General features: G+C 71.3%; 19 protein-coding genes. 6 read left to right on the forward strand and 13 right to left on the reverse strand.

Features of this window, described 5'->3' with window-relative positions; translation table 11 throughout:
* Window positions 1-69 precede the first annotated feature (69 nt).
* The 4 genes from LMH63_RS13235 to LMH63_RS13250 form a co-directional block, all read right to left on the reverse strand.
* Window positions 70-705 (reverse strand): SOUL family heme-binding protein, encoded by a 636-nt coding sequence (locus LMH63_RS13235; protein ID WP_109677243.1) that lies wholly within the window; start codon window positions 703-705, stop codon window positions 70-72.
* A gap of 104 nt (window positions 706-809) precedes the next feature.
* Complete coding sequence (locus LMH63_RS13240; protein ID WP_109677242.1) at window positions 810-3986, reverse strand: efflux RND transporter permease subunit; 3177 nt, start codon at window positions 3984-3986, stop codon at window positions 810-812.
* Window positions 3983-5239: an efflux RND transporter periplasmic adaptor subunit gene (locus LMH63_RS13245; RefSeq protein ID WP_109677240.1), complete on the reverse strand. Its 1257-nt coding sequence runs from the start codon at window positions 5237-5239 to the stop codon at window positions 3983-3985. Before LMH63_RS13245 ends, LMH63_RS13240 begins: the two co-directional genes overlap by 4 nt.
* 2 nt (window positions 5240-5241) lie before the next feature.
* Window positions 5242-6132 (reverse strand): LysR family transcriptional regulator, encoded by an 891-nt coding sequence (locus LMH63_RS13250; RefSeq protein WP_109677238.1) that lies wholly within the window; start codon window positions 6130-6132, stop codon window positions 5242-5244.
* Window positions 6133-6592: 460 nt separating this feature from the next.
* Between LMH63_RS13250 and LMH63_RS13255 the strand changes: the two genes are divergently transcribed.
* The 3 genes from LMH63_RS13255 (at window position 6593) to LMH63_RS13265 (ending at window position 8627) form a co-directional block, all read left to right on the forward strand.
* Window positions 6593-7522: a PhzF family phenazine biosynthesis protein gene (locus LMH63_RS13255; RefSeq protein ID WP_158280324.1), complete on the forward strand. Its 930-nt coding sequence runs from the start codon at window positions 6593-6595 to the stop codon at window positions 7520-7522.
* Window positions 7523-7737: 215 nt separating this feature from the next.
* Window positions 7738-8298: a hypothetical protein gene (locus tag LMH63_RS13260; protein WP_109677234.1), complete on the forward strand. Its 561-nt coding sequence runs from the start codon at window positions 7738-7740 to the stop codon at window positions 8296-8298.
* Entirely contained in the window at window positions 8295-8627 is a 333-nt protein-coding gene (locus LMH63_RS13265) for a hypothetical protein (RefSeq protein WP_109677232.1), read from the forward strand. Before LMH63_RS13260 ends, LMH63_RS13265 begins: the two co-directional genes overlap by 4 nt.
* A gap of 91 nt (window positions 8628-8718) precedes the next feature.
* Here LMH63_RS13265 and LMH63_RS13270 read toward each other — a convergent pair whose 3' ends face one another.
* The gene (locus tag LMH63_RS13270) at window positions 8719-9723 is read right to left on the reverse strand and encodes a virulence RhuM family protein/type II toxin-antitoxin system death-on-curing family toxin (protein WP_109677230.1); all 1005 of its coding nucleotides are present in this window, start codon (window positions 9721-9723) and stop codon (window positions 8719-8721) included.
* A 403-nt stretch (window positions 9724-10126) separates the two neighbouring features.
* On the opposite strand from LMH63_RS13270, the gene LMH63_RS13275 reads away from it, so the two are divergent.
* Both LMH63_RS13275 and LMH63_RS13280 read left to right on the forward strand, forming a co-directional pair.
* Entirely contained in the window at window positions 10127-10759 is a 633-nt protein-coding gene (locus LMH63_RS13275; protein WP_109677228.1) for a hypothetical protein, read from the forward strand.
* Window positions 10759-12363 (forward strand): SH3 domain-containing protein, encoded by a 1605-nt coding sequence (locus LMH63_RS13280; RefSeq protein WP_109677226.1) that lies wholly within the window; start codon window positions 10759-10761, stop codon window positions 12361-12363. Before LMH63_RS13275 ends, LMH63_RS13280 begins: the two co-directional genes overlap by 1 nt.
* A 29-nt stretch (window positions 12364-12392) precedes the next feature.
* On the opposite strand, the gene LMH63_RS13285 is transcribed toward LMH63_RS13280, so the two are convergent.
* The 4 genes from LMH63_RS13285 to LMH63_RS13300 form a co-directional block, all read right to left on the reverse strand.
* Complete coding sequence (locus tag LMH63_RS13285; protein ID WP_109677224.1) at window positions 12393-12731, reverse strand: hypothetical protein; 339 nt, start codon at window positions 12729-12731, stop codon at window positions 12393-12395.
* A 33-nt stretch (window positions 12732-12764) separates the two neighbouring features.
* Window positions 12765-14588 (reverse strand): CHAT domain-containing protein, encoded by a 1824-nt coding sequence (locus LMH63_RS13290; RefSeq protein ID WP_158280323.1) that lies wholly within the window; start codon window positions 14586-14588, stop codon window positions 12765-12767.
* A 16-nt stretch (window positions 14589-14604) separates the two neighbouring features.
* Window positions 14605-16050 (reverse strand): hypothetical protein, encoded by a 1446-nt coding sequence (locus LMH63_RS13295; RefSeq protein ID WP_109677219.1) that lies wholly within the window; start codon window positions 16048-16050, stop codon window positions 14605-14607.
* 205 nt (window positions 16051-16255) lie between these two features.
* Complete coding sequence (locus tag LMH63_RS13300) at window positions 16256-16624, reverse strand: SHOCT domain-containing protein (RefSeq protein WP_199225610.1); 369 nt, start codon at window positions 16622-16624, stop codon at window positions 16256-16258.
* A 189-nt stretch (window positions 16625-16813) separates the two neighbouring features.
* Between LMH63_RS13300 and LMH63_RS13305 the strand changes: the two genes are divergently transcribed.
* Window positions 16814-17557, forward strand: a complete 744-nt coding sequence (locus tag LMH63_RS13305) for a sulfite exporter TauE/SafE family protein (RefSeq protein ID WP_109677217.1) — start codon at window positions 16814-16816, stop codon at window positions 17555-17557.
* 321 nt (window positions 17558-17878) lie between these two features.
* On the opposite strand, the gene LMH63_RS13310 is transcribed toward LMH63_RS13305, so the two are convergent.
* The 4 genes from LMH63_RS13310 to tnpA all read right to left on the reverse strand — a co-directional run bounded on the left by LMH63_RS13310 (window position 17879) and on the right by tnpA (window position 20504).
* Window positions 17879-18127, reverse strand: a complete 249-nt coding sequence (locus LMH63_RS13310; RefSeq protein WP_109680411.1) for a hypothetical protein — start codon at window positions 18125-18127, stop codon at window positions 17879-17881.
* Between the two features lie 11 nt (window positions 18128-18138).
* A complete protein-coding gene (gene tnpC / locus LMH63_RS13315; RefSeq protein ID WP_373317936.1) occupies window positions 18139-19683 on the reverse strand; it encodes an IS66 family transposase in 1545 nt (514 codons plus the stop codon).
* 84 nt (window positions 19684-19767) lie between these two features.
* The gene (tnpB, locus tag LMH63_RS13320; RefSeq protein ID WP_109680413.1) at window positions 19768-20115 is read right to left on the reverse strand and encodes an IS66 family insertion sequence element accessory protein TnpB; all 348 of its coding nucleotides are present in this window, start codon (window positions 20113-20115) and stop codon (window positions 19768-19770) included.
* A complete protein-coding gene (tnpA, locus tag LMH63_RS19400; protein ID WP_146205305.1) occupies window positions 20112-20504 on the reverse strand; it encodes an IS66-like element accessory protein TnpA in 393 nt (130 codons plus the stop codon). Before tnpA ends, tnpB begins: the two co-directional genes overlap by 4 nt.
* Window positions 20505-20554: the final 50 nt, after the last annotated feature.

A 20554-nucleotide genomic window follows, 5' to 3' on the forward strand; every position in this document is an offset into this window, starting at 1 on the left:
GGCCGCCAGCCCGCGCCTGCCAGGATCGCGCCACGCCGAGGCATCGAGCGCCGCAATCCGGGCGCATGCTCAGCCGTCCATGGCCACCGGCACCATCACCTCGTTGCGCCGCAGCCAGGGCAGGGTCCAGGGCGGGTGGTAGCCCGCGGCCTGCCAGGCGCCCGCCGGCGCCTCGGGGCGGTCCGCGAGCCACGCCGCCAGGCGGCTGCGCGCCTCCGCAATGCGGTCGTCGCCCAGGGTGCCGGAAAAGGTCAGCACCGCCATTCGCCTCGCGGGCAGCGTGGCGATCTCGACCTCGGGGTGCGTGGGCCGTGGGGCCGTCGCGACGGTGTACTCCGGCGGCAGCACGAACATCACCCGCCAGCCATCCCCCTGCGGGGCTGCGCTGACCGGCGCGGTCATCGGGATGGAATCCCCCTGGGGCTCCGTCAGCACCGGGGCGGTCATGGAGACCTCGGTGGCCGGCGCGTTGGCGCCGCCGATGTAGTCGAACAGCCGGCCGAAGCCGCGGCGGACCGCGGCGTCCCAGCCCCCCTCCGCCGTGGTGCGAGCCACCGTGAGGGGCGGATACTCGCGGATCTCGAAGGGCGGCTCGGAGACCAGCACGCGATACTCCGGCTCCGGCGCCGCCTGGCCGCCGAAGACGGAACAGCCGGCGGTGGTCAGCGACGCCAGCAGCGCAAGGGCGGCGGGAATCGGGCGCATGTGCTCTGGTACTCCCTGGGAGTGAGGCTGCCGGCGCAATGCCGTTGCCCACCATACCGTTTCCCGGCGGCCCCGCGGGCCCGAAGCCCGACTCCGCCGTCCGTTCAGAACCCGGTCGCGCCGCGGTCGAACCAGCCCTCGTAGAGCCTGAGCAGCGCCGGGATCACGAACAGCACCAGCACCGTGGCGACCGCCAGGCCGAAGACGATGGAGATCGCCATCGGCACCAGGAACTGGGCCTGCACCGAGCGCTCGAACAGCAGCGGCGTGAGCCCGGCGATGGTGGTGACGGAGGTCAGGATCACCGCGCGCAATCGCTGGCAGGCGGCCTCGACGATGGCCTCGCGCAGCGCCAGCCCATCCTCCCGCAGACCCTGGTAGAAGCTCACCAGGATGATGGAGTTGTTCACCACGATCCCGGTGAGGCCGAACAGCCCGAACAGCGAGAGGATGGTCAGCTCCACGTTCAGCATCCAGTGTCCCAGCAGCGCCCCCAGGATCCCGAACGGGATGATCGCCATCACGATCAGCGGCCAGCCCCAGGAGGCGAAGACCCAGGCCAGGGTGATGTACATCAGGGCCAGCGCCAGCACCAGCCCCGTGCGCATGTCGGCGAAGGTCTCGGCCTGATCGGCCGCCCGCCCCTCGAAGGAGTACTCGATCCCGTAGCGCGCGGCGAGCGCCTCCAGGGGGCCATCCTCCAGAGCGGCGCGAATGCGGGCCGCGTTGTTCACGCTGCGGTCCACCTCGGTGGAGACCTGGATCGCCAGCCGGGTATCGGCGTGGCGCAGGGTCTCGAAGCCCTGGCGCGAGCGCAGCTCCACCACGCTGCCGAGCGGCGCAAACGCCCCGCCGGGCAGCCGCAGGTGCAGCCGCTCCAGGCTCTCGGTCGCGTGGCGTTCGCGGTCCGGCAGGCGCACGCGCACCTCCACCTCCTCCAGCCCGTCCTGGAACAGCTGGGCCAGGTGGCCTTCATAGGCATGGCGCAGCTGGGCGCCGACGGCCTCCGTGCTCAGACCAAGCGCCCGTCCCTCGGGCCGGACCGCGAACACCAGCTGCTCGCGCCCGAAGGGCGTGTCGTCCCGGGTAGCAAACGTGCCGGGGAATTCGTCGAAGGTTGCCGCGAGGTCCACCGCCGCCGCCTTGAGGACCTGCGGATCGCCCCCGGTGAGGCGCACTTCCAGGTCGCGCCCGGGCGGGCCGGCCTGGCGCTCGTCGATGCTGAAATTCTCTATTCCCGGCGCCAGCCGGACGCGCTCCCGCCAGGCGCGGATGAACTCGCGGTTGCGCACCTCGCGCTGCTCGGGGGAAACCAGCTCCACCTGCATGCTGCCGAACTGCTCGCCCCGCGGGGCGTTGCCGTCACCCGGGTCGGTCCCCTGACCGAGGCGGGTGATCGCGGCGCGCACCAGGTCGCCGCCCAGCGCGGCCTCCGCCTCGTCCAGGGCCTGCTCGACCTCGAGCAGGAAGTCTTCCACCCGCTCCGGCGAGGTGCCGGCGACGAAGTTGACGCCTGCGTTCACCACCGTGCCCTCCGGCGAGGGGAAGAAGGTGAACCCGATGCGCCCGCTGGCCGCGAGCCCGATGGCGAGGATGAGGGCGCCGACCGCCAGGGCCAGGGTGGTCGCGGAGTGGTCGATGGAACGGCTCACGGCGCGGCGGAAGGGGCCGTCCCGCAGCGCCTCGAAGCCGCTGTCGAAGCGCTGGCGCAGGCTGCCGGGCCGCGGTGGTCGGAGCCGGTGCATCACCCCCTGCAGGTGGGCGGGCAGGATCAGGAAGGCGATCAGGAGGGTGGCGAGGATCACGCAGACCACCACCAGCGGTATGTCGAACAGGATGTTGCCGATGATGCCGCCGATCAGCATCAGCGGCAGGAAGGCGGCGACCGTGGTCAGCGACGCCGCGAATACCGGCCCGACCATGCGCCGGGCGCCGTCGCGCGCCGCCCGGCTCGCCGACAGGCCGCGCTGGTGCAGGCTGTAGGCGTGCTCGGAGACCACGATGGCGTTATCGACGATGATCCCGAGCGACATGATGAAGCCGAACAGCGAGATCATGTTGATCGACCCGCCGACGGCCCAGAGCACCACGAAGGCCGCGGTAAAGGCGATCGGGATGCCGACGGCCACCCGCAGGGCGATGTGGCGGTTCAGGAACAGGAACAGGATCCCGAGCACCAGCAGCAGCCCGCCGATGCCGTTCTTCAGCAGCAGGGCGATGCGCTCGGCGATGAGCTCCCAGAACGCGTCGGTGACCTCCAGCTCCACCCCCGGCGGCAGCACCGGACGCGTGCGCTCCAGCCAGTCCTCCAGCACCCGCGCGGCTTCCAGGGAGTCGCCCGTCTCGGTGCGCAACAGCTGCATCACGATCGCGCGCTGGCCGTTGGCACGGGCCCGGACCTCGCCGTCCCGGTGGCGGCGCTCGATGTCGGCGACATCGCCGAGCGTCATTCGTCCAAGCTCGGCATCGCCACGCAGAACCAGGCGCTCGAAGTCGGCAACGGCACGCGCCTGCTCCAGGCTGCGAAGCTGGCGCGCTGTGTCCTCGCGCCCGACCGATCCCGCCGGCAGATCCTGCGCCATCGCGCGGATCTCCTCGCCGATCTCCGCCAGCGTCATGTCCAGGCGGTAGAGGTTGGCTGCGGGGACCTGGATGGCCACCTCGTCCTCGGTCAGACCGGTGAACTCGATGCGGGCGATACCGGCGTCCAGCAGCTCGCGCTCGAACCGGCGCGCCAGGGTGCGCAGCTGACGGGGGTCCTCCGGGCCAGTGACCAGCAGGCGGGCCACCGGCTCGTAACGGACGATGCGGGTGGTGACCGGCGTCTCCGCCTCCTCCGGCAGATTGCGCTGCTGGCTGACCCGGTCGTTGACCTGCTCCAGGGCCTGGGTCATGTCGGTGCCGGCCTCGAACTCCAAGGTGACGACGCCGACGCCCAGGGCCGAGGTCGAGGTCATGGCGCGCAGCCCGTCCACCGTTCGCAGATCCTGCTCCAGCGGCTCGATGACCGCGCGCTCGACGTCCTCCGCACTGGCCCCGCTCCAGGGCACCTCGACGGTGATGAAGTCGAGCTCGAAGTTGGGGAAGAACTGCGTGTTGAGCTGGGTCAGTGCGTAGGCCCCGGTCAGGACCATCAGCGCGACCAGCAGATTGGCCGCCAGGCGGTGCTCGAGGAACAGCTCGATCAGGCCGCGTGGCGGGCGCCCGTCGTCCCGCCGGCCACCACCGGGGAGCGGGGGATCGGCATCCGTGCCGCGAGGGCCGCCACCCGTGCTGCTCATGGCGCCGCGTCCCGGTCCTGCACGTCCACCCGCAACCCGGCGACGGCATTCGGCAGCCGGGTGGCGAGCAGCCGGTCGCCGGCGCGGACGTCGGGATGGCGGATCAGGGCCAGGGTGTTGCCGTCGTCGTCCACGAGCTGGCCCAGGCGCCGGACGGACAGCGGCTCGAGTCGCCCGTCACGGATGCGGAAAATCTGGTCGCGGCCGAACAGCGCCTCGAACGGCACCGCCACGCTGTCGGGTTCCGGCGGCAGTCGCAGACGCAGCTGGACGAAGCGGTTCAGGGGCAGGGACTCGCCGCCGGCCTGAATCCGGAAAACCCCGCGCAGCCCGGCCTCGCCGGCCCGTGTCTCGCCCTCCAGCCGCAGCAGCTCCGCTGTCACCTCCTGGCCGTCCACCCGGGCCCGCGCCGGCAGCGCCGCCCCCTGGGCCAGCAGTTCCCGGATCCGCGCGAGCAAGGGTTCGGGGAGGCTGGCGCGGATCTCCAGATCATCCAGCGCGAACAGGCGCAGCAGCGGATCCCCGGGCCGGGCGCGCTCGCCCTCCGCCACCTCCACCTCGACGATGCGGGCGTCGAAGGCGGCGCGGATGGTGGTCCGCTCGAGGTCGATCCGCGCCTGCGCCTCCGCGGCGCGGGCGCGCTCCAGCCGCGCCTCGGCCTGGGCGATTCGCGCCGGGGCCTCCGCTACTGCCCGCTCGCGGCTGTCCACCGTCAGGCTTACCTGCTGCACCCGCTCGCGGGCGGCGTCCACGTCGGCCTCCGAGCCGACGTTGTCGGCGCGCAGTGACTGGGCCCGGCGCAGCCCGCGCTCGGCGATCTCCAGCAGCTCGCGCTCCCGCGCCAGCGCGCTGCGGTCGAAGCGCGCGCGCACCTGCTCGCTCACGAGCGCGCTTTCCTGCTCGCGGCGCTCGGCCTCGCGCTGGTCAAGCAGGAGCTGTGCCTCGCGGGGGTCGAGGCGCACCAGCACGTCCCCTGCCGCCACCCGCTGCCCGGCGCGTGCCGGCACCGCCGCGACCTCCCCCGCCACCGCGGCGCGCAGCAGGGCATTGCTCGGGGAGCGCACGCGACCGTTGAGCATGACGATGGGGCGATGGGTGCCGGGCTCGGCGGTGATGGCCCGCACCGGCCAGGTACGCTCGCTCGCCTCCCTGGGCGGGCTCTCCGGGCCGGTGGCCCGCAGCGCCAGGAAGCCGCCCACCGCCAGGGCAAGGATCAGCAGCGGGACAAGGGCTCGTCGAAGGATACGCAGCATGCTCACACCGGGGCGGCCAGGCCGGGCACACCGGCGCGCACACGCCCGGCGACGAAATCCAGCACGGCGCGAACCCGGGCGGTGGCCCGCAGATCCGGGTGCGTGAGCAGCCAGAGATCCAGCGCCAGCGCGGGCAGCGGCTCGCCGACGCGCACCAGGCCCGCCGCGGGCTCGCCCAGATAGCACGGCAGCACGGCGAGCCCGATCCCTTCGCGCGCGGCTGCGAACAGACCGTTGGTGGAGTCGGTGCGGTAGCGGCAGGCCGCGTCCAGCCCCTGCTCGGTCATCCAGCGCTCGAGCGCGCGGTAGCCCATGCTGCCCTCCGGCCCGACCCAGTCCGATGTGCGCAGGTCGGCGCCCGCCGCCGGTGCGCGGTCCGGGGCAGCGTAGATGGCCTGTTCCACCACCGCGATACGCCGGCCGACCAGGCTCTCCGGCGGCGCCGCCGAGGGTCGGATGGCGATGTCGGCCTCCCGGCGCGAGAGACTGAAAATCTGGCTCGGGACCACGACCTCCAGCGCGATCTCGGGATAGGCGGCGCGGAACTCCGCGAAGATCGCCGAGAAGATGCCGAAGAGCAGCGCGTCGGTGGTGGTTATCCGCACCGTGCCCGCGGGCCGAAGGTCCTGCCCCACCACCCGACGCTCGACCTCGTCGATCTCCGGGGCGATCCGGCCCGCCACGTCCGCCGCCTCGGCGCCGGCCGCGGTCGGCCGGTAGCCGTCGCGATGACGCTCGAACAGCGCCACGCCGAGGCGTCCTTCAACGCGCTCCAGGCGGCGGAACACGGTCGCATGGTTCACCCCCAGCCGCCGTGCCGCCCCGGCGAGCGAGCCGGCCTCCGCGATCGCCCCGATCAGGCGCAGGTCATCCCAGTTCAGCAAGCGGCTCATCGGTGAATGCGGCCCGGTCCAGGTGGGTGTGCAGCCCTGCAAACGGCGTTGGCGATGCCGGCGAATGTTACGCGGCGCGCCTGCCCGATACGGTACCGGACAGGCGCTCGCGGCAGGACGCGAACGCCGGCCATCGGATGCAGCAGAGCGAGCGGGACCGTCATGTTCTATACCGGACTTCCAGAGCTTCGCGCCATCGAACGTCGGAACCTGCAGCTGCGCGCGGCCGCGTTCGGCGCCGCATTCCGCCTGCTGGCGCGCGGCGCGCGTCGCATCGCAGGCTGGCAGCGGGGCGTGGCCCGCAACCGCAGCATGCAGTCTAGCGGGACCATGGGACCTGCGCCGTGCGCGCACGACACGGGCCGCCGCCGTGGCCGTGGGCACAGCGCATGCGGCATGCGCTCGGCCTCGCCCGCCACCTGACGTTGCCTGGCGCACCGAGGACGCAGGAGGAACGGCCATGGCTACGCTGGACTACGAGCTCCTCGACGTATTCACCGACATCCCCCTCGCCGGCAACCCGCTGGCCGTGTTCCCCGAGGCCGCAGGTCTCTCGGACGCGCGCATGCAGCGGATAGCCGCCGAGCTGAACCTCTCGGAGACCGTGTTCGTTACCGACGGGCAGCCCGCGACCGGACGCTACACCGTACGCATCATGACGCCCGCCACGGAGCTCCCGTTCGCCGGCCACCCGACCATCGGCACCGCCGTGGCCCTGGCACGACGCGCCGGTGCGCGGGAGGCGACCACGCTCACCCTGGTGGAGGGCGTGGGGCCGGTGCAGGTACAGGTCGAGCCGGGTGCGGCGGACACCGGGCGTGCGGTGCTGACCGCGCCAGCCCCGCCGGCGCCGGTCCCGACGGACGTGGACGGCGACACGGCGGCTGCCGTGCTCGGTGTCGAGCCGCAGGCCCTGGCCGGCGCGCCACGCGCCTGGAGCGCAGGCGTCCCGTTTCTCTGCGTGCCGCTCGCCTCCCGCGCCACGCTGGACGCCATTCGGCTCGACACCGGGCGCTGGCAGGCCGCCCTGGCCGACGGCCCGGCACCCCATGTCTATGCCTACTGGCTCGCCGGGGAAGATCTGCCGCGGGTGCATGCACGCATGTTCGCCCCGGCCATGGGCATTGCAGAGGATCCGGCCACGGGCGCGGCCGCCGTGGCATTCGCCGGCGAGCTGGTGACACGCCTGGGCGCGGAGGAGAGCGCGCTCCACGCCACCATCCACCAGGGCGAAGCGCTCGGCCGCCCCTCGCGGCTCGAGCTCGAGGTGGACGTCAGCGGGGCGGCATCCGGTCGGTGCGGCTCGGCGGTCCGTCGGTGGCGATCGGCAGCGGCCGCTTGCGGCTGCCGCCGGAGATGGGCGACGGCTGAGGGCAATTATCCGGCCTGATTACGCATCTGACTTCGCCACCTGTCACCGATGGTGAGTAAAGCCTCGTCTCAGCACCTCTGGTCGGCCGTCGTGGCGGGCTCAGTGCAGCCGTCGCAACACAGGCAATGCCCAACGCAGTCCGCGCCGGGTGACGAACGTTGTTGCACACTGGCAGCAGTGACAGCGACTGGCTACGATGTCTCCCAAGTACCAGGGAACGGAGCAGAGTGGTCATGGAGAGGACTTCCATCTGTCGCGGGTATCTGCCCGCGTTTTTGCTATTTCTGACCGGCTGCGCCGGCCTTGAAGGCGCGCACACGAGCGCTTCCCACACCTGCCTTGATTTCGGCTTTGCCGCCGCGGCACTGCCCCCCGGCCACCTCGCCCTGGCGCCGATGCCTGACGGCATTGCGGTGGCTTATCCCACGGGCAGGATCGCCTTCCAGCGCTTGTTCGGCGCCGACCTCGAGCCGGTGGAAGCGTCCGGCGCCGAGCTGCGTCGCGCGGCAACGGCCGCTGCGGAGGCGGTCAACGCCGGGCGTACCGCGCCAGATGGCAACGCCAAGGTCATTCAGCAAGCGCTGTTCCGTGGGGCCGATGCCGTGGAGGTCCGCGCGGTGGACGGCGGCACCATTTACAGCGCCGAAGTCCGGCAGCCCGACCCTCGTCCGGCAACCGTTCTGGTGGCAGATGGCGAAGAAGCGGCGGTTGTCGATGCCTTGGGCGAGCCGGCAACCCAGGCCTACCTGGCCGCAGTCCAGTGGACGCAGCGCTGCCCGGAGGTCAGTGAATGAGCGTGTTGTCGGAGGACGAGCGGGAAGCGCTGCGCCAGGTACTGTTTCGGCTGTTCGACGACCGGCAATTCCTCGCGCCAGGCTTCACGCCCAATACGACGACTCTCCATTACACGGAAACCATGCTGCTCGAAGCAGCCGAGTGTGAGCGCCGAATTGATCGTCTTCTCCGCAGCCTGCCATGTGCAGTGATATCGCGAGGCTTCCTCCGGCGCTGCCTGGAAGCACTGCAGAGGGTACTCGACAGCGACGGTCAACAGTTTGCCGGCTGTTCCGCCATTAGCCGCGCCCGATGGCGTTCGGTGATTACGCTCTCCGGAATGCGATAGATCCCTGGCGGGAGATTCGGGTTCAGCAGGCGAGCAGCTCCAGCGCCGCCGAGTCCAATGCGCTCTCGATGCTCGCCGGTGAACGCCAATGTCAATTCGGCGTCTGCGCGTTGGCGTCGTCGGCGCCGGCGACCTCCTGTGCGACGAGGTTCATCACCAGGCGCACCATCAGATCCTTGGCTTTGGGATCGCTCTCGGCGATCAGCAGCGTCAGGGCGGTGAGGCCATGCTCGTTCAGGGTCAAACGCATGCCCTCCTGGCGCAAATACAGCAGAAACAGGAACGCGCCGGAACGCTTGTTGCCATCCGAGAAAGGGTGATTCTTGATCACGAAGTAGAGCAGGTGGGCGGCGCGCTCTTCCCGGGTTCGGTATAGCGGCTCGCCGAACATGGTCTGTTCCAGATTCCCGAGAATTGACGACAGGCCGTCACCGCGGTCCCTTGCGAAGAGCTCGCTGGCCTCACCCCGCTCGCGCAACTCGCAGGCCAGGGCGTCCAGCGCCCGCCGGGCCTGCTCCAGACCCAGCACCCCGCGCGCCGGACGGGCACCGGGCGGCAGCCCCAGCGCGCCTTCGTCGTAGTCCTGCAGCAGGCGCCAGGTGCGGGCATACCCCAGGATCAGGCCCACCACCTCCTGTCCCACATCTGAGACCAACGCCTGCCGCGTCAGCGTCTGGCCGAGCAGCTCCACAGCCTGCTCGAGCTCGGCAAGGCCCTGCTGCGCCAGACGGTGCTCGTTGAGGCTGTAGCCCTGGGTAAGGTGCTCCCGCAGGACGCGGGTTGCCCATTGGCGGAAGCGAACGCCGCGTTGGGATTTAACGCGATAACCGACAGAAATAATGACATCAAGATTGTAGTGCTCGATGGCACGCGTAACCCGTCGCTTGCCCTCCTGACGAACTATCCGGAATTCCCGGACAGTTCCATCGCGCCCAAGCTCACCCTCCTCATACACGTTGCCGACATGCTCGCCGATGGTTCGCACGTCCTTCCCGAACAACTCGGCCATCTGCCTTTGGGTGAGCCAGACGGTTTCGCCCTCCAGGCGAACCTCAACCTGCTGGTCCTGCTCCTCAAAAATGACAACCTCGCTCATGTGGCCTCCGTGCCTTTACGTTCGCTTAACCCCCATATCGTAACCCTAACGGAAGTACTGCCGGGCCTCAGCGCCCCGGTGTGGCCCGGCGGCAAGGCGCATGAGCGCCGGCGTGGTCTCATTCCACGTTTAGCGGGCGCAACGCCGTCGCCTGCCCGCTCCGAGGCTCCCGGCCTGCGTGGGAGCGGTCTCCGACCGCGAAACGCCGCGCAGCGGCGTACCGTAGCGCGCTGCGCGCGCTATCGCGGTCGGAGACCGCTTCCACCGTGCGCGCAGGCCCCCTGAGACCTGACAATGCTTTCGACAGGATCGGCAGCGGCCACCCCGGTCCTCGGCGCCGCATCGACGCCCTCACCGGCCTGGGCTACGCTTTCGGAGTAGTCCCTGGAGGGTGGCTCCGGCTGTGAGCACTGCGCGGCAGGAGGCGGCCGTCGAGCGCCGGCGCGAGGCCTGGCAGGGACGGCTGTTGCCGCTGATGGCCGGAATGCTCGTCGCCACGGCGGTGTTCTTCGCGGTCATGAGCGTGGTGGAGCTGCGCGCCCTCTACCCGCGGGTGGAGCAGCAGCCTCTGGATCTCGGGACGAGCTTCGAGGCCTTCGAAGAGGCCCGACCCGCCGCACGGGGCGATTTCGATTACCTGCGCTTCAAGACCCTCGCGCTGCTGGAAGCCGACGCCCTGCACCGGCGGTATCACCAGGCGACGGGGACCATGCTCGCTCGCGTGTGGACCCGCCAGCTCGGCTTTCTGACGGGCATGGTGCTGGCGCTGGTGGGAGCGGCTTTCGTGCTCGGCCGGCTGCGCGAGGACACCTCCACCGTCGAGCTCGGCAGCGGGAACGTGCGCGCCGCCATTGCCAGCTCCTCGCCCGGGCTGGTGCTGGCGACGCTGGGCGCGGTGCTGATGGCGGTGACGCTGACCGTGCCCTTCGGCGTCGAGACGCGCGATGTCGCCACCTACCTTGGAGGCAGTGAGCTCCCGACACCGGGAGAGGGCCGGGATCCGGGGCCGCCGCCGCCACTGCCGGGAGAACCGTGATGTCCGCGCGCCTCACTCTGCTCGCCGCGACCATGGCCCTAGCGACCCTTGCTGCCACCCCCGCCCAGGCGGACCGGCGCGCCGAGCTGTACGACGCCGCCTGGGCCGCCTGGCATGAGCCGGACTATCCCGCCGCCTACGAGCTGCTCGCCGAGTTCCGGGAGCTGCCCTACGGGCGTCAGGCGGTGACGGACTTCATGCTCGCCACCAGCGCCTGTCGCATCGAGGGGGTGCGCGACTACGGCGCCCGGCTGCTGGACTGGATTCTCTACGCCTACGCGCTGAGCGCGGACAGCCGGCAGGTGGTGGCGGAGGAGCGACGCCGATGCGGCCCGGCCGCTGCGCCCGAGCCGCCCTCCCAGATCGTGGAGGCCCGCTCCGCCGGCATGACCGGCTACGGCAAGACCTTCTACTGGGCGAACGCCGAGGAGCAGCCGGTCGCGTCCTATCCCATTCGCCGCACGCGGCCGATGGACCGGGAAGTGCTCACGGCCCGCCGGGTGCCGCTCGGGGACCGGGCCGCGGCGGCCGCGCTCGCCGCGGAGCTCGCGCCCGGGGCACGGCACCTCGTCACGGACAAGTTCCTTCTGATCAGCCATGCCGGCCACGATGCCGGCGACCTGGCCGAGATCGGCCGGACCCTGGACCGCTTCGTCGGCTTTCTGGTGACCACCTACGACGTCGTGCCGCCAGGCCACTACCTGCGGGTGGAGCTTGTCACCGACGGCTGGGCGGTGAAGCAGCTCGCCCTCGAGCGCCACGGGCTCGGCGCGAGCTCCGCCACCATCGGCTACGCCTTCGTCGAGGATACGAGCGTGGTCGCCGCCGTCCCTACCAACGCCGCGGGGACGGTGCTGCACGAGCTCTTTCATCTGCTCGTCCGCAGCAACTTCGGCGACGTGCCGCAGTGGCTGGACGAGGGCATCGCCAGCCTCTACGAGGTCGCCGGGCGGCGCGGCGACGTCTACTTCGGCCTCGAGAACTGGCGCCGGGAGGTGCTCGAGACCACCTGGGCGGACCGGCCGAGCGTCGGCGAGCTCATCCGTGCGGAGTGGTTCCTGTTCGACGACCCCGAGCAGGCCAGGGCCCAGTCCGAGGCGGAACCGCCCCCCGATCTGCACGATCGTGTCGAGGGCCGGCGCCAGGCCGCCATGATGGCCATGGCGCGTTACTTCGCCCTGTACCTGCAGGAGCAGGAGAAGCTCGTGCCCGTGTACGAGGCAGTGCGTGACCGGGGCCTGAACCACGGCGAACGCCCCGCACCCGAGCACGCCGTGGCGCTCGTGGAGGAGATCGTCGGCCGGCCCATCGACGAGATCGATCGCGCGTTCGTCGCCTGGTTCAACGACGCGCCGCCCCCGACGCCCCAGCCCCGGACCACCGGTGGCAGCCTCCACGTCACCACCGCCAACCTCAACCTGCGCACCGGCCCCGGCACGGGCTACGAGCGCCTGACCACCCTGCCGGCCGGCACCCGCCTCGCCGTCACCGGCGAGACGGACGGGTGGCGCCAGGTCACGCTGGAAGACGGCACCACGGCATTCGTGAGCGCGGATTATCTGCAGCCGGTGGAGGTGGTCGAGAAAAGCCTGCCCGCGGACTGACAAGCGGCGGGCGTCGCCACCCCGGGGCGTCAGAGCCTGGCGATCTCCTCTTCGGTGAGCTCGGCGATATTCACCTTCCGGCCCCGGATCTCCACATAGGCCTGCTTCAGGTCGCCCAGTTCCAGCATCAGCTCCTTGAGCGCGCGGACGAACCGGGTCAGCGAGCTCACGGCGGACGTTCCATGGTCGATCAGGACCACACCGGCGGCGACGATGGCGATCGTTTCGGCGACTCCCCGGGACCGATCGGCCTGGGTCTCCACCTCGGCGACGTTCTCCATCGCGGCCAGGCGTACCCGAAGCTCCTCGGCCAGGGCCTCGCCCCGGGCGTTGTCGGCAAGCTCGAATTCCAGGGTGACGTCAGTCATGGGTACTCTCTTTCGGTTGTTGGCCGCCGGCTTTCAGGCCGCGGTAGCCGGGTTCGCCGGCAGCGGGGCATTCGGTCCGACCGCGGTCAGGAAGAACGCGGACCAGTAGTACCGCCGGCGCGTCAGGACACCGGCGCTGGCAATGAACTCGCGCACCGCCGACGCCAGCGCCAGGTCAGCGGGCTGCCCGGCCAGCCGGTGGCGGTGGAACGCGGCGCAGATACGCCGCGCGGCCTTGTCCTCCACCGGGAACAGGGTGGCGACGATCTCCGAGGTACCGCCGGCGAAGAAGGCCGCCTGCAGCCCCAGCAGGTCGTCGCCCGGCAGCTCGGCCATGCCGCGCCCGGCGATGGCCCGCTGCCCGGCACAGCAGGCGCTGAGCACGACGGTATTCGCGGCCAGGCCCATGAGCGGGATCTCGAGGCCGTCCAGCACGCTGCGGTGGAGGTAAAGGCAGGATTCCAGTGGCGTGTCGGCGTTGACGCTCTCGCCGTGGCATGCGAGGTGAGCCACCGCGGGGCGGCGCTGGGCCGCCTCGAGGATGGCAGCCTCGGTTGCCGCCTCGTCCAGCAGCTCTGCGACCTCCCAGCCATCGGTGCCGTAAAGGCCACGGATCTCGCGGCATTCATCGATCGCCGCCGGGAGCTCGGCGAGGGTGACGTTCGGCACCTGGTACCGGCTCACGCCCAGCGTGAGCAGAGCCCTGCGTTGTCCGCTGCGCGCCGGCCGGGCCAGCAGCGCGGCCAGGTTGGGCGCGAAGCGTACGGCCCAGCGGGCGATGACGTAGCCCTCATCCACGGCCAGGGCGCCCAGGGGCAGGGAGTGCAGCTGGCGGTGGGGCGAGATGATGAGCCGCTCGGCGCCGGCCAGGATCGCGCGGGCGTCGGCGTCCTCGGGCCAGAGCAGGTCGCGGAACTCGTCGATCCGGTCGACCAGGTGCTTCTCGACCCGCTCCGAGTCGGCGGTCAGCGCCGCGGCGAAGCGATCCAGCGCCTGGCGCCGCTCCGCGGTTACCGGTACGGACTCGACGACCAGACGGCTGCCGTCCAGGGTCAGGCGCAGCAGCTCCGTGCGGTCCACCCAGTAATAGTAGAGCACCGCCTCCCGCGGATTGAGCGCGCCACGGAGGGAGGCAAGGTCGGGCACGTCGTCCACGGCCTCGCGCCGGCCGGCGCTGACGAGGCGGTCCCACAGCGCGCGACGCTCGGCCAGCAGGCGCGTCGGCGTGCGGCCGGCCCGCTGCTCGCGATTGATGCGCTCGGTGACCGCGCGCAGGCGGCGTTGCAGCCCGCTGACCTGCGGGGACGCGGCCAGGTCCCGTGGCACGACGCTGAACGAGCGGCACTTGGAGAGCTCGGCGCGACGGACGAGGCGGTCGTGGTCGCCACGCCGCAGCGCCGCACGCACACCCAGGGCGTACAGGCCGATACGGGCGCGCATGTAGCCGGCCTGCAGGTAAGGGCCGGAGAGCGAGTAGCGGTGCCGCTCGACGATCCCGATGCCGCGCTCCACGGCCGTGTCCAGAGCCTCCCACTCGCCCAGCCGGTCGCGGCAGCGCGCCTCCAGCTCAAGAGCGGCCACGTGCAGATCCGCCTCGCGGAGGGGACCCAGCGCCTGAAGCGCGGCGTCCGCGTGGCTCGCGGCCTCGCGGTCTCGCCCGGAGCGGAAGAGTATCTCGCCCAGGCGCAGGTGCCAGGCGCCGGTGAGATCAGGCACCCGGACGGCGCGCACGTCCCGCTCCAGGTGCAGGGCGGCGGCGAGCAGATCGTCCAGCTCGGCGTCGGGCGCCCGACGCAGCAGGTCGGTGGAGATCCGCTCCAGCCGGCGAACCAGCTCCGTGGCGGCGGTAAGGCTCATGGGCCGGGCCGCCGCGCTAGTCCTTTGCCGGGCCGTGGCCCTGAGAGCGCAGATAGTCCATGGCCTTTGCGCTGAAGGCATCGCTCTGCTGCCGGCTGTCCATGGCTTCCCACGCCTTCAGGTAGCGGTCGGCCAGCGCCAGGTTCTCCTCGAAGTCCGCATCCGCCGGGTCCGAGTCCCGGTAGGCCGCGGACAGGGCCTGATACAGCTGCTTGTAGACCGCCCGCACCTTCATGCTGGCCTCGATCGGGGCGGGAGTGGTGCCCGCGGCCCCGCCGAGCAGGGCCTGCATGGACCCGAACAGGTCGCTGGCAAGCTGCTCCGCCGATGGTGGCTCGATGCCCATGGCGCGCAGCATCGTCTCGGCCTGATGGAGATGCTCGCGGCCGGCGAAGGCATCGCCGGCATGGGTGCAGGCCACACCCAGCGCGATCAGCAGCTCCGCTGCCTCCAGGGACGGCCGGGCAACCGTGTCCAGGCGCTCCTGAATCGCCAGGATCTCGGCGTCATGGTCGCCGGACAGGAGTATCTGCAGGTCACGGATCTTGCGCTCCATGCGCTCGGCTTCCGCGCCGTCCCCGGCCTGCCGGAACTCCGCCAGCGCCCGCTCGTAGCGCTCCAGGGCCGCGGCGTCATCGCGCAGGGACTCGCAGGCGCGCCCGGCGAGCTCCTGACACTGCCCCATCTTGCGCCGCAGGTCCGCGGGCTCGATCAGCCGGGAGTCGCTCGGGGCGTCACGCAGGATCCGGGCGTAGGTGCCATGCAGATCGGAGAGCTCCTCGACGATCTCGGCGCTGGCCGACCCCGGCATCGTGGCCATCATGCCGCGGGTCAGCCGGCGGTCGGCGGCGAGCATGGCCTGCAGGGCTTCGATCTCGCCGAGCGGCGCCGGGGCGGCATCGGCGCCCGGCGCGGCGGGCACGGGGTCGCCCAGTATGGCGCGGGCGTGGCGCTGGAACGCCGCCATCCGCTCAGCCGGGGCGGGCTCGTCAGGTTCCGCCACCTCCGGCTCCGTCGACGGGGGCGACGGGTCCGGAGCCTGGAGCTCGGGCGCGCGCTCCTGCCAGAACTGCTGGGCGTACCGCGCCAGCAGGTTCAGATCGTGGAGTCGCTTCTCGGCGGCCTGCACGTGGGGGCTGTTGCCGGCATGATAGCCGGCCTGAATCTCGGCCATGTGCTGGGCCATGCGGTCCTCGAAGCTGTTGCCCCAGGACTCGCCACCCGGATTCTCGCGGGCCTGCTGCAGCGCCTGCTCGGCCTGCTGGATCTGCTGGCCCACCACGGTCATGAACAGCCGGTACTCGGCTTCACCGTCCATGCCGAAGACATGGCTGCGAAGCCGTTCCACGGCGGCCTCGTAGCTGGGCGCGTTCATGATCTGCTGGATGGCGTTGAGATGGCGCAGGTACTCGGCGCCGGTCTCCAGCACGGCACCGGCCGCCTTCTTGATCCAGTCCCACATCACGACTCTCCTTGATCGCAGCCGCGGGGAGCGGTCATGGAGGGACAACCGGTCCACCGGGCCGACCGGCGGACGGCGCCGGCCCGAGGTAGTCGCGGACGATTGCGCGGCACCCGAAGGAAATATAGACCGTGCGTCACCGGGTTGACGGGCGCACGCGCTCACCGACCCCGAACTCTATGGAGATCGGAAGCGGGACGGTGCCTTACTCACCCAGCACGCGGCGGCGTTCCTCGAACTCCTGGGTGTCGATCTCGCCGCGCGCATAGCGCTCCTTCAGGATATCCAGCGGTGTCCGTCCGGGCTGGCTGTGCTGCGGTGGCTGAGGCCCCTGCCCCGACCCGCCGAGCCAGCGAACGAGCATCACGGCGACGGCGACCACAACCACCAGCACCAGAATCATCATGAGCGGCCCGAGGAACATCCCGTACCATCCCGCGCCCCAGTCCATCATGTGGGGCCCATAGCCACGCTCGTAGGCGCCTCCTCCGGATTGCGCCCACGCCTGGATTGGAGCCGACGCCAGAACCCCGGCGGGCAGCCCCGGCAGTACCCAGTGCCTTTTCATGTTCATGCCCCTTCGCTTCCCCTCGTGTGCCCATGCCCACTGACTCTGCCACGCCGGCTACCGTCGGGGCTTGACTTCGCTCATGGGAACAACGGGCAGGCCGATCGTTGCCACGGCCTGCCGGATCAAGGCTTCGGAGCCCGCCCGGCGCGGCATCTGGACGCGACGCACCCGCGCAGCGCAACATCCTGCGGCATGCCCGATGCCGCCACTGTGCTCGCCGTTACGCTCACCTTCCTGCTCGCTGGCGCGGTAAAGGGCGTGGTGGGGCTCGGCCTGCCCAGCATCGCCCTCGCCCTGCTTACCGCCACCCAGGGTCTGCACAGCGCCATGGCCCTGCTGATCATGCCCTCGCTGGTGACCAACGTCTGGCAGGCCCTGAGCGGCGGCTACGGCCGCCGCACCCTGGCGCGGGTCTGGCCCTTCCTGCTCGCCGCCACCCTCACCGTGTGGGTCGGCGCCCTCGCCCTCCGGCGGATCGATGTGGCCTGGCTCTCCGGGCTGCTCGGGGTTCTGCTTGCCGCCTATGCCCTGTTTGCCCTGATGCGAGCGGCGGTGCGCATACCACCGGCGACGGAGCGCTGGGCCGGACCACTGCTAGGCGGCATCAACGGCGTGCTCACCGGCATGACCGGCGCATTCGCCTTTCCCGGCGTGCTCTATCTGCAGGGCCTAGGCCTGCCGCGGGACCAGCTCGTGCAGGCCATGGGCATGCTGTTCACGGCCTCGACCCTGGCGCTGGCCCTCGCACTCGGCGGCCAACAGCTCCTCGGCTGGGACACCGGGTTGCTCTCCACCGGCGCGGTGCTGCCCGCGCTGCTCGGCATGGCTCTGGGACGCCGCCTGCGCCACCGCCTGCCGGAACCCGTGTTCCGGCGGGTGTTCTTCCTCGCGCTGCTTGGCCTCGGGCTCTATATCCTGGTGCAGGCAGTGCGTTGAGCCGGTAACTGGCGTAGCTCGTTCTGATCGTGCCCGCGGGCAACCTCCTCACATCCCACCGCCCGGCGTCCCGATACCGTGGGCCCAAGCTGTCCTACGACTCGCAGAGCAAGCTGAGTGCTGACACAACCGTTCACCGGCAACCCGAAGTATCGCGGCCCCTGAGCGGCATCAACCGGCCATGAGCGGCCGGTCGGCACTCATGCTGCGTGCTTGATGAAAAACCTAGCCTTGGATCCCAATAGTAGTGCGGAAGCCACATCGTTGAGAGGTGGAACGTAAGCGTACGACGACCACCCCTTGCGCAGGCCGGCGGATGGTCTAACGCGGCGGGTTGATCTCGTCGGTGCGCTCGCCTTCCTCGAGCGCGAGGTGGACGGCGGCGTCGAGCCGGCGCAGCAGCGCGGCGAGGTTCTCACCCCGGCGACGCCGCAGCATGGCCAGGGCGTTGTGCTCGTCGTTGGCGATGGCGACGACGCCGACCGGGTCGAGGTGGCCGACCGTGATCTGGCCATCCTCCTCGATCAGGGCCTCGATGTTCGGCAGTGCCGGTGGCGGGGGCTCGGTCATGGGATCTTCGCTCAGGCAGCCTGACGGCGATGGTCGCCCAGCTCGGCGGCCAGGTTCCAGGGCAGCAGCGCGTCGATCTCCCGGATCGGATGCTCGGCGATGCGCTCGAGCACCGTACGCAGGTAGGCGAAGGGGTCGAGCCCATTGAGTCGGGCGCTGCCGATGAGGCTGTAGATCAGTGCGGCGCGCTCCCCGCCGTGGTCGGAGCCCATGAACAGGTAGTTCTTGCGCCCGAGGGCGACCGTGCGCAGCGCCCGCTCGGCGGCGTTGTTGTCGATCTCAAGCCGCCCGTCGCCGAGGTAGCGCGCAAGCGCCTCCCAGCGGCCAAGGGCATAGCCCGCTGCCGCGGCGAGCGCGGATTTTGCCGAGAGCGTGCGCAGGATCTCCTCGAGCCAGGTTCTGAGCCCGGCAACGAGCGGGCCGGCGCGGGCCTCGCGGGCAGCGCGGCGCACCTCGGCCGGGCGGCCACGGATCTCGGCCTCCAGCGCGTAGAGCGCGCCGATGCGCGCGAGCGCCTCGCGCGCGAGCGGCGAGTCGGTGGCCGCGGCCACGTCGTGGAACTTGCGGCGCACGTGCGCCCAGCACGCCGCCTCCTCGATGCGCCCGCTGGCGTACAGCGCCCCGAAGCCGGCATAGCCGTCGGCCTGGAGCGTGCCGCGGTAGCCGGCCAGGTGGCGCTGGGGGTGGATGCCCTTGCGGTCGGCGCTGTAGCGGAAGACCACCGCGGGGGCGGCCGCGCCGCCCCAGCCGCGCTCCTCGCGCACGTAGGTCCACAGGCGCGCGGTGCGCGTGCGCCCGCGCCCGGGATCGAGCACCGGCACCGGCGTGTCGTCGGCGTGCAGGCTCGCGCCACCGAGGACGTGGCGCTCCAGCGCCTCGCCGAGCGGGGCGAGCAGCGCGCTCGCCGCGCCCACCCAGTCGGCGAGCGTGGAGCGCTCGATGGCAACGCCCTCGCGGGCATAGATCTGCGCCTGGCGGTAGAGCGGCAGGTGATCGCAGTACTTCGCCACGAGCACGTGGGCGAGCAGCCCCGGGCCGGCGAGCCCTCGGGCGATGGGCCGCTCCGCAGCCGGCGCCTGCACCACCGCCGCGCAGGCGCGGCAGCGCTGCTTGGGGCGCACGTGGCGGATCACCCGGAAGGAGGCCGGTACGTACTCGAGCACCTCCGAGACGTCCTCACCGAAGGTGACCAGCACCCCGCCGCAGCTCGGGCAGGCGCAGGGGCCCTCATGGCGCTGGGTCTCACGCGGCAGGTGCGCCGGCAGCGCCCGCGGGGTGCGCGGCGCGCTCTGCCGTGCCGGCTTGGTGGCAGGGGGAGCCGCCACCGCTTCCCCGGCCGGCTCCCCGCCAAGCGCCTCGATGGCGAGCTCGAGCTGCGCGATCTGCGCCTGCAGCCGCTCCGAGGAGCGCCCGAACTGCATCCGGCGCAGCTTCGCGAGCTGCAGGCGCAGCCGCTCGAGCTCCTCGGCCTGGCGGCGCACCGTCGCCTGCGAGGCGGCAAGCTCCGCGCGGCTCGCGAGCAGCAGCTCGCGCAGCGCCGCGGCGTCGACGGGCAGGGCGTCAGGCGGATGGGGAGTGGTGGATTGCACCGGCTAATTATACCCGGGCAGATCGGCCAAGTCGCTCTTTTTCGGATCGATTCAGGCCGCGCATTGCGGGTCGAAGGTGCGCTGCGGGAGGCGCCAGTCGATGCCCTCGAGCAGCATCGAGAGCTGTGCGGCGGTGAGGTGCACCGCCCCCTCGCGCACCTGCGGCCAGATGAACCGGCCCCGCTCGAGGCGCTTGGCATAGAGGCACAGCCCCTGGCCGTCCCACCAGAGCACCTTGATCCGATCCCCGCGCCGGCCGCGGAAGACGAACAGCTGCCCCGAGAAGGCGTTCTTCGCCAGCGCCTGCTGCACCAGCGCCGCGAGCCCGTCGAAGCCCTTGCGCATGTCGGTCACGCCGGCCACCAGGTAGATGCGCACCCCCGAGGGCAGCGCGATCATCGCCCGAGCACCTCGAGCGCGACGCGCAGGGCCGCGGCGTCCGCCGCGCCGCGCACCACCAGGCGGTGGCCGGCGGCGAGCACGATCTCCAGGCTGCCCGACGGCGCCGCGCTCTTCACCTCCGGCGGCACCGGCGGCGGCTCGGAGGCGGCCAGGCGCACCGGCAGCAGGCTCAGCGCCGAACCCTCACTCGGCGCCCCAAGTTCCCCGAGGCGGTAGAGCCGGCGCCAGCGGAAGAGCTGGTTGGCGTTGACGTCGTGGCGGCGCGCGACCACCGAGACCGAGTCCGGGCCCTCGAGGCTCTCCTCAACGAGGCGGCGCTTGTATTCAATGCTGAAGCGCCGCCGGCGCTGGCGGCTCAGCGTCTGATCCCCATCGATGGTGTCCACCTCGCCTCCAAGTGGGCACCTCACAAGTGCCCGCCTATGCGTGAGCGCTG

This window comes from Spiribacter halobius (assembly GCF_020883455.1).
GTDB lineage: Bacteria > Pseudomonadota > Gammaproteobacteria > Nitrococcales > Nitrococcaceae > Sediminicurvatus > Sediminicurvatus halobius.

What these genes read in the sequence shown, in the direction of transcription:
- LMH63_RS13235 (WP_109677243.1), bottom strand. Translation starts at nt 705, where the DNA reads ATGCGCCCGATTCCCGCCGCCCTTGCGCTGCTGGCGTCGCTGACCACC.
- LMH63_RS13255 (WP_158280324.1), top strand. Translation starts at nt 6,593, where the DNA reads ATGGCTACGCTGGACTACGAGCTCCTCGACGTATTCACCGACATCCCC.
- LMH63_RS13240 (WP_109677242.1), bottom strand. Translation starts at nt 3,986, where the DNA reads ATGAGCAGCACGGGTGGCGGCCCTCGCGGCACGGATGCCGATCCCCCG.
- LMH63_RS13245 (WP_109677240.1), bottom strand. Translation starts at nt 5,239, where the DNA reads ATGCTGCGTATCCTTCGACGAGCCCTTGTCCCGCTGCTGATCCTTGCC.
- LMH63_RS13270 (WP_109677230.1), bottom strand. Translation starts at nt 9,723, where the DNA reads ATGAGCGAGGTTGTCATTTTTGAGGAGCAGGACCAGCAGGTTGAGGTT.
- LMH63_RS13310 (WP_109680411.1), bottom strand. Translation starts at nt 18,127, where the DNA reads ATGACCGAGCCCCCGCCACCGGCACTGCCGAACATCGAGGCCCTGATC.
- LMH63_RS13280 (WP_109677226.1), top strand. Translation starts at nt 10,759, where the DNA reads ATGTCCGCGCGCCTCACTCTGCTCGCCGCGACCATGGCCCTAGCGACC.
- LMH63_RS13295 (WP_109677219.1), bottom strand. Translation starts at nt 16,050, where the DNA reads ATGTGGGACTGGATCAAGAAGGCGGCCGGTGCCGTGCTGGAGACCGGC.
- LMH63_RS13285 (WP_109677224.1), bottom strand. Translation starts at nt 12,731, where the DNA reads ATGACTGACGTCACCCTGGAATTCGAGCTTGCCGACAACGCCCGGGGC.
- LMH63_RS13265 (WP_109677232.1), top strand. Translation starts at nt 8,295, where the DNA reads ATGAGCGTGTTGTCGGAGGACGAGCGGGAAGCGCTGCGCCAGGTACTG.
- LMH63_RS13250 (WP_109677238.1), bottom strand. Translation starts at nt 6,132, where the DNA reads ATGAGCCGCTTGCTGAACTGGGATGACCTGCGCCTGATCGGGGCGATC.
- tnpB (WP_109680413.1), bottom strand. Translation starts at nt 20,115, where the DNA reads ATGATCGCGCTGCCCTCGGGGGTGCGCATCTACCTGGTGGCCGGCGTG.
- LMH63_RS13290 (WP_158280323.1), bottom strand. Translation starts at nt 14,588, where the DNA reads ATGAGCCTTACCGCCGCCACGGAGCTGGTTCGCCGGCTGGAGCGGATC.
- LMH63_RS13300 (WP_199225610.1), bottom strand. Translation starts at nt 16,624, where the DNA reads ATGAACATGAAAAGGCACTGGGTACTGCCGGGGCTGCCCGCCGGGGTT.
- LMH63_RS13305 (WP_109677217.1), top strand. Translation starts at nt 16,814, where the DNA reads ATGCCCGATGCCGCCACTGTGCTCGCCGTTACGCTCACCTTCCTGCTC.
- LMH63_RS13260 (WP_109677234.1), top strand. Translation starts at nt 7,738, where the DNA reads ATGGAGAGGACTTCCATCTGTCGCGGGTATCTGCCCGCGTTTTTGCTA.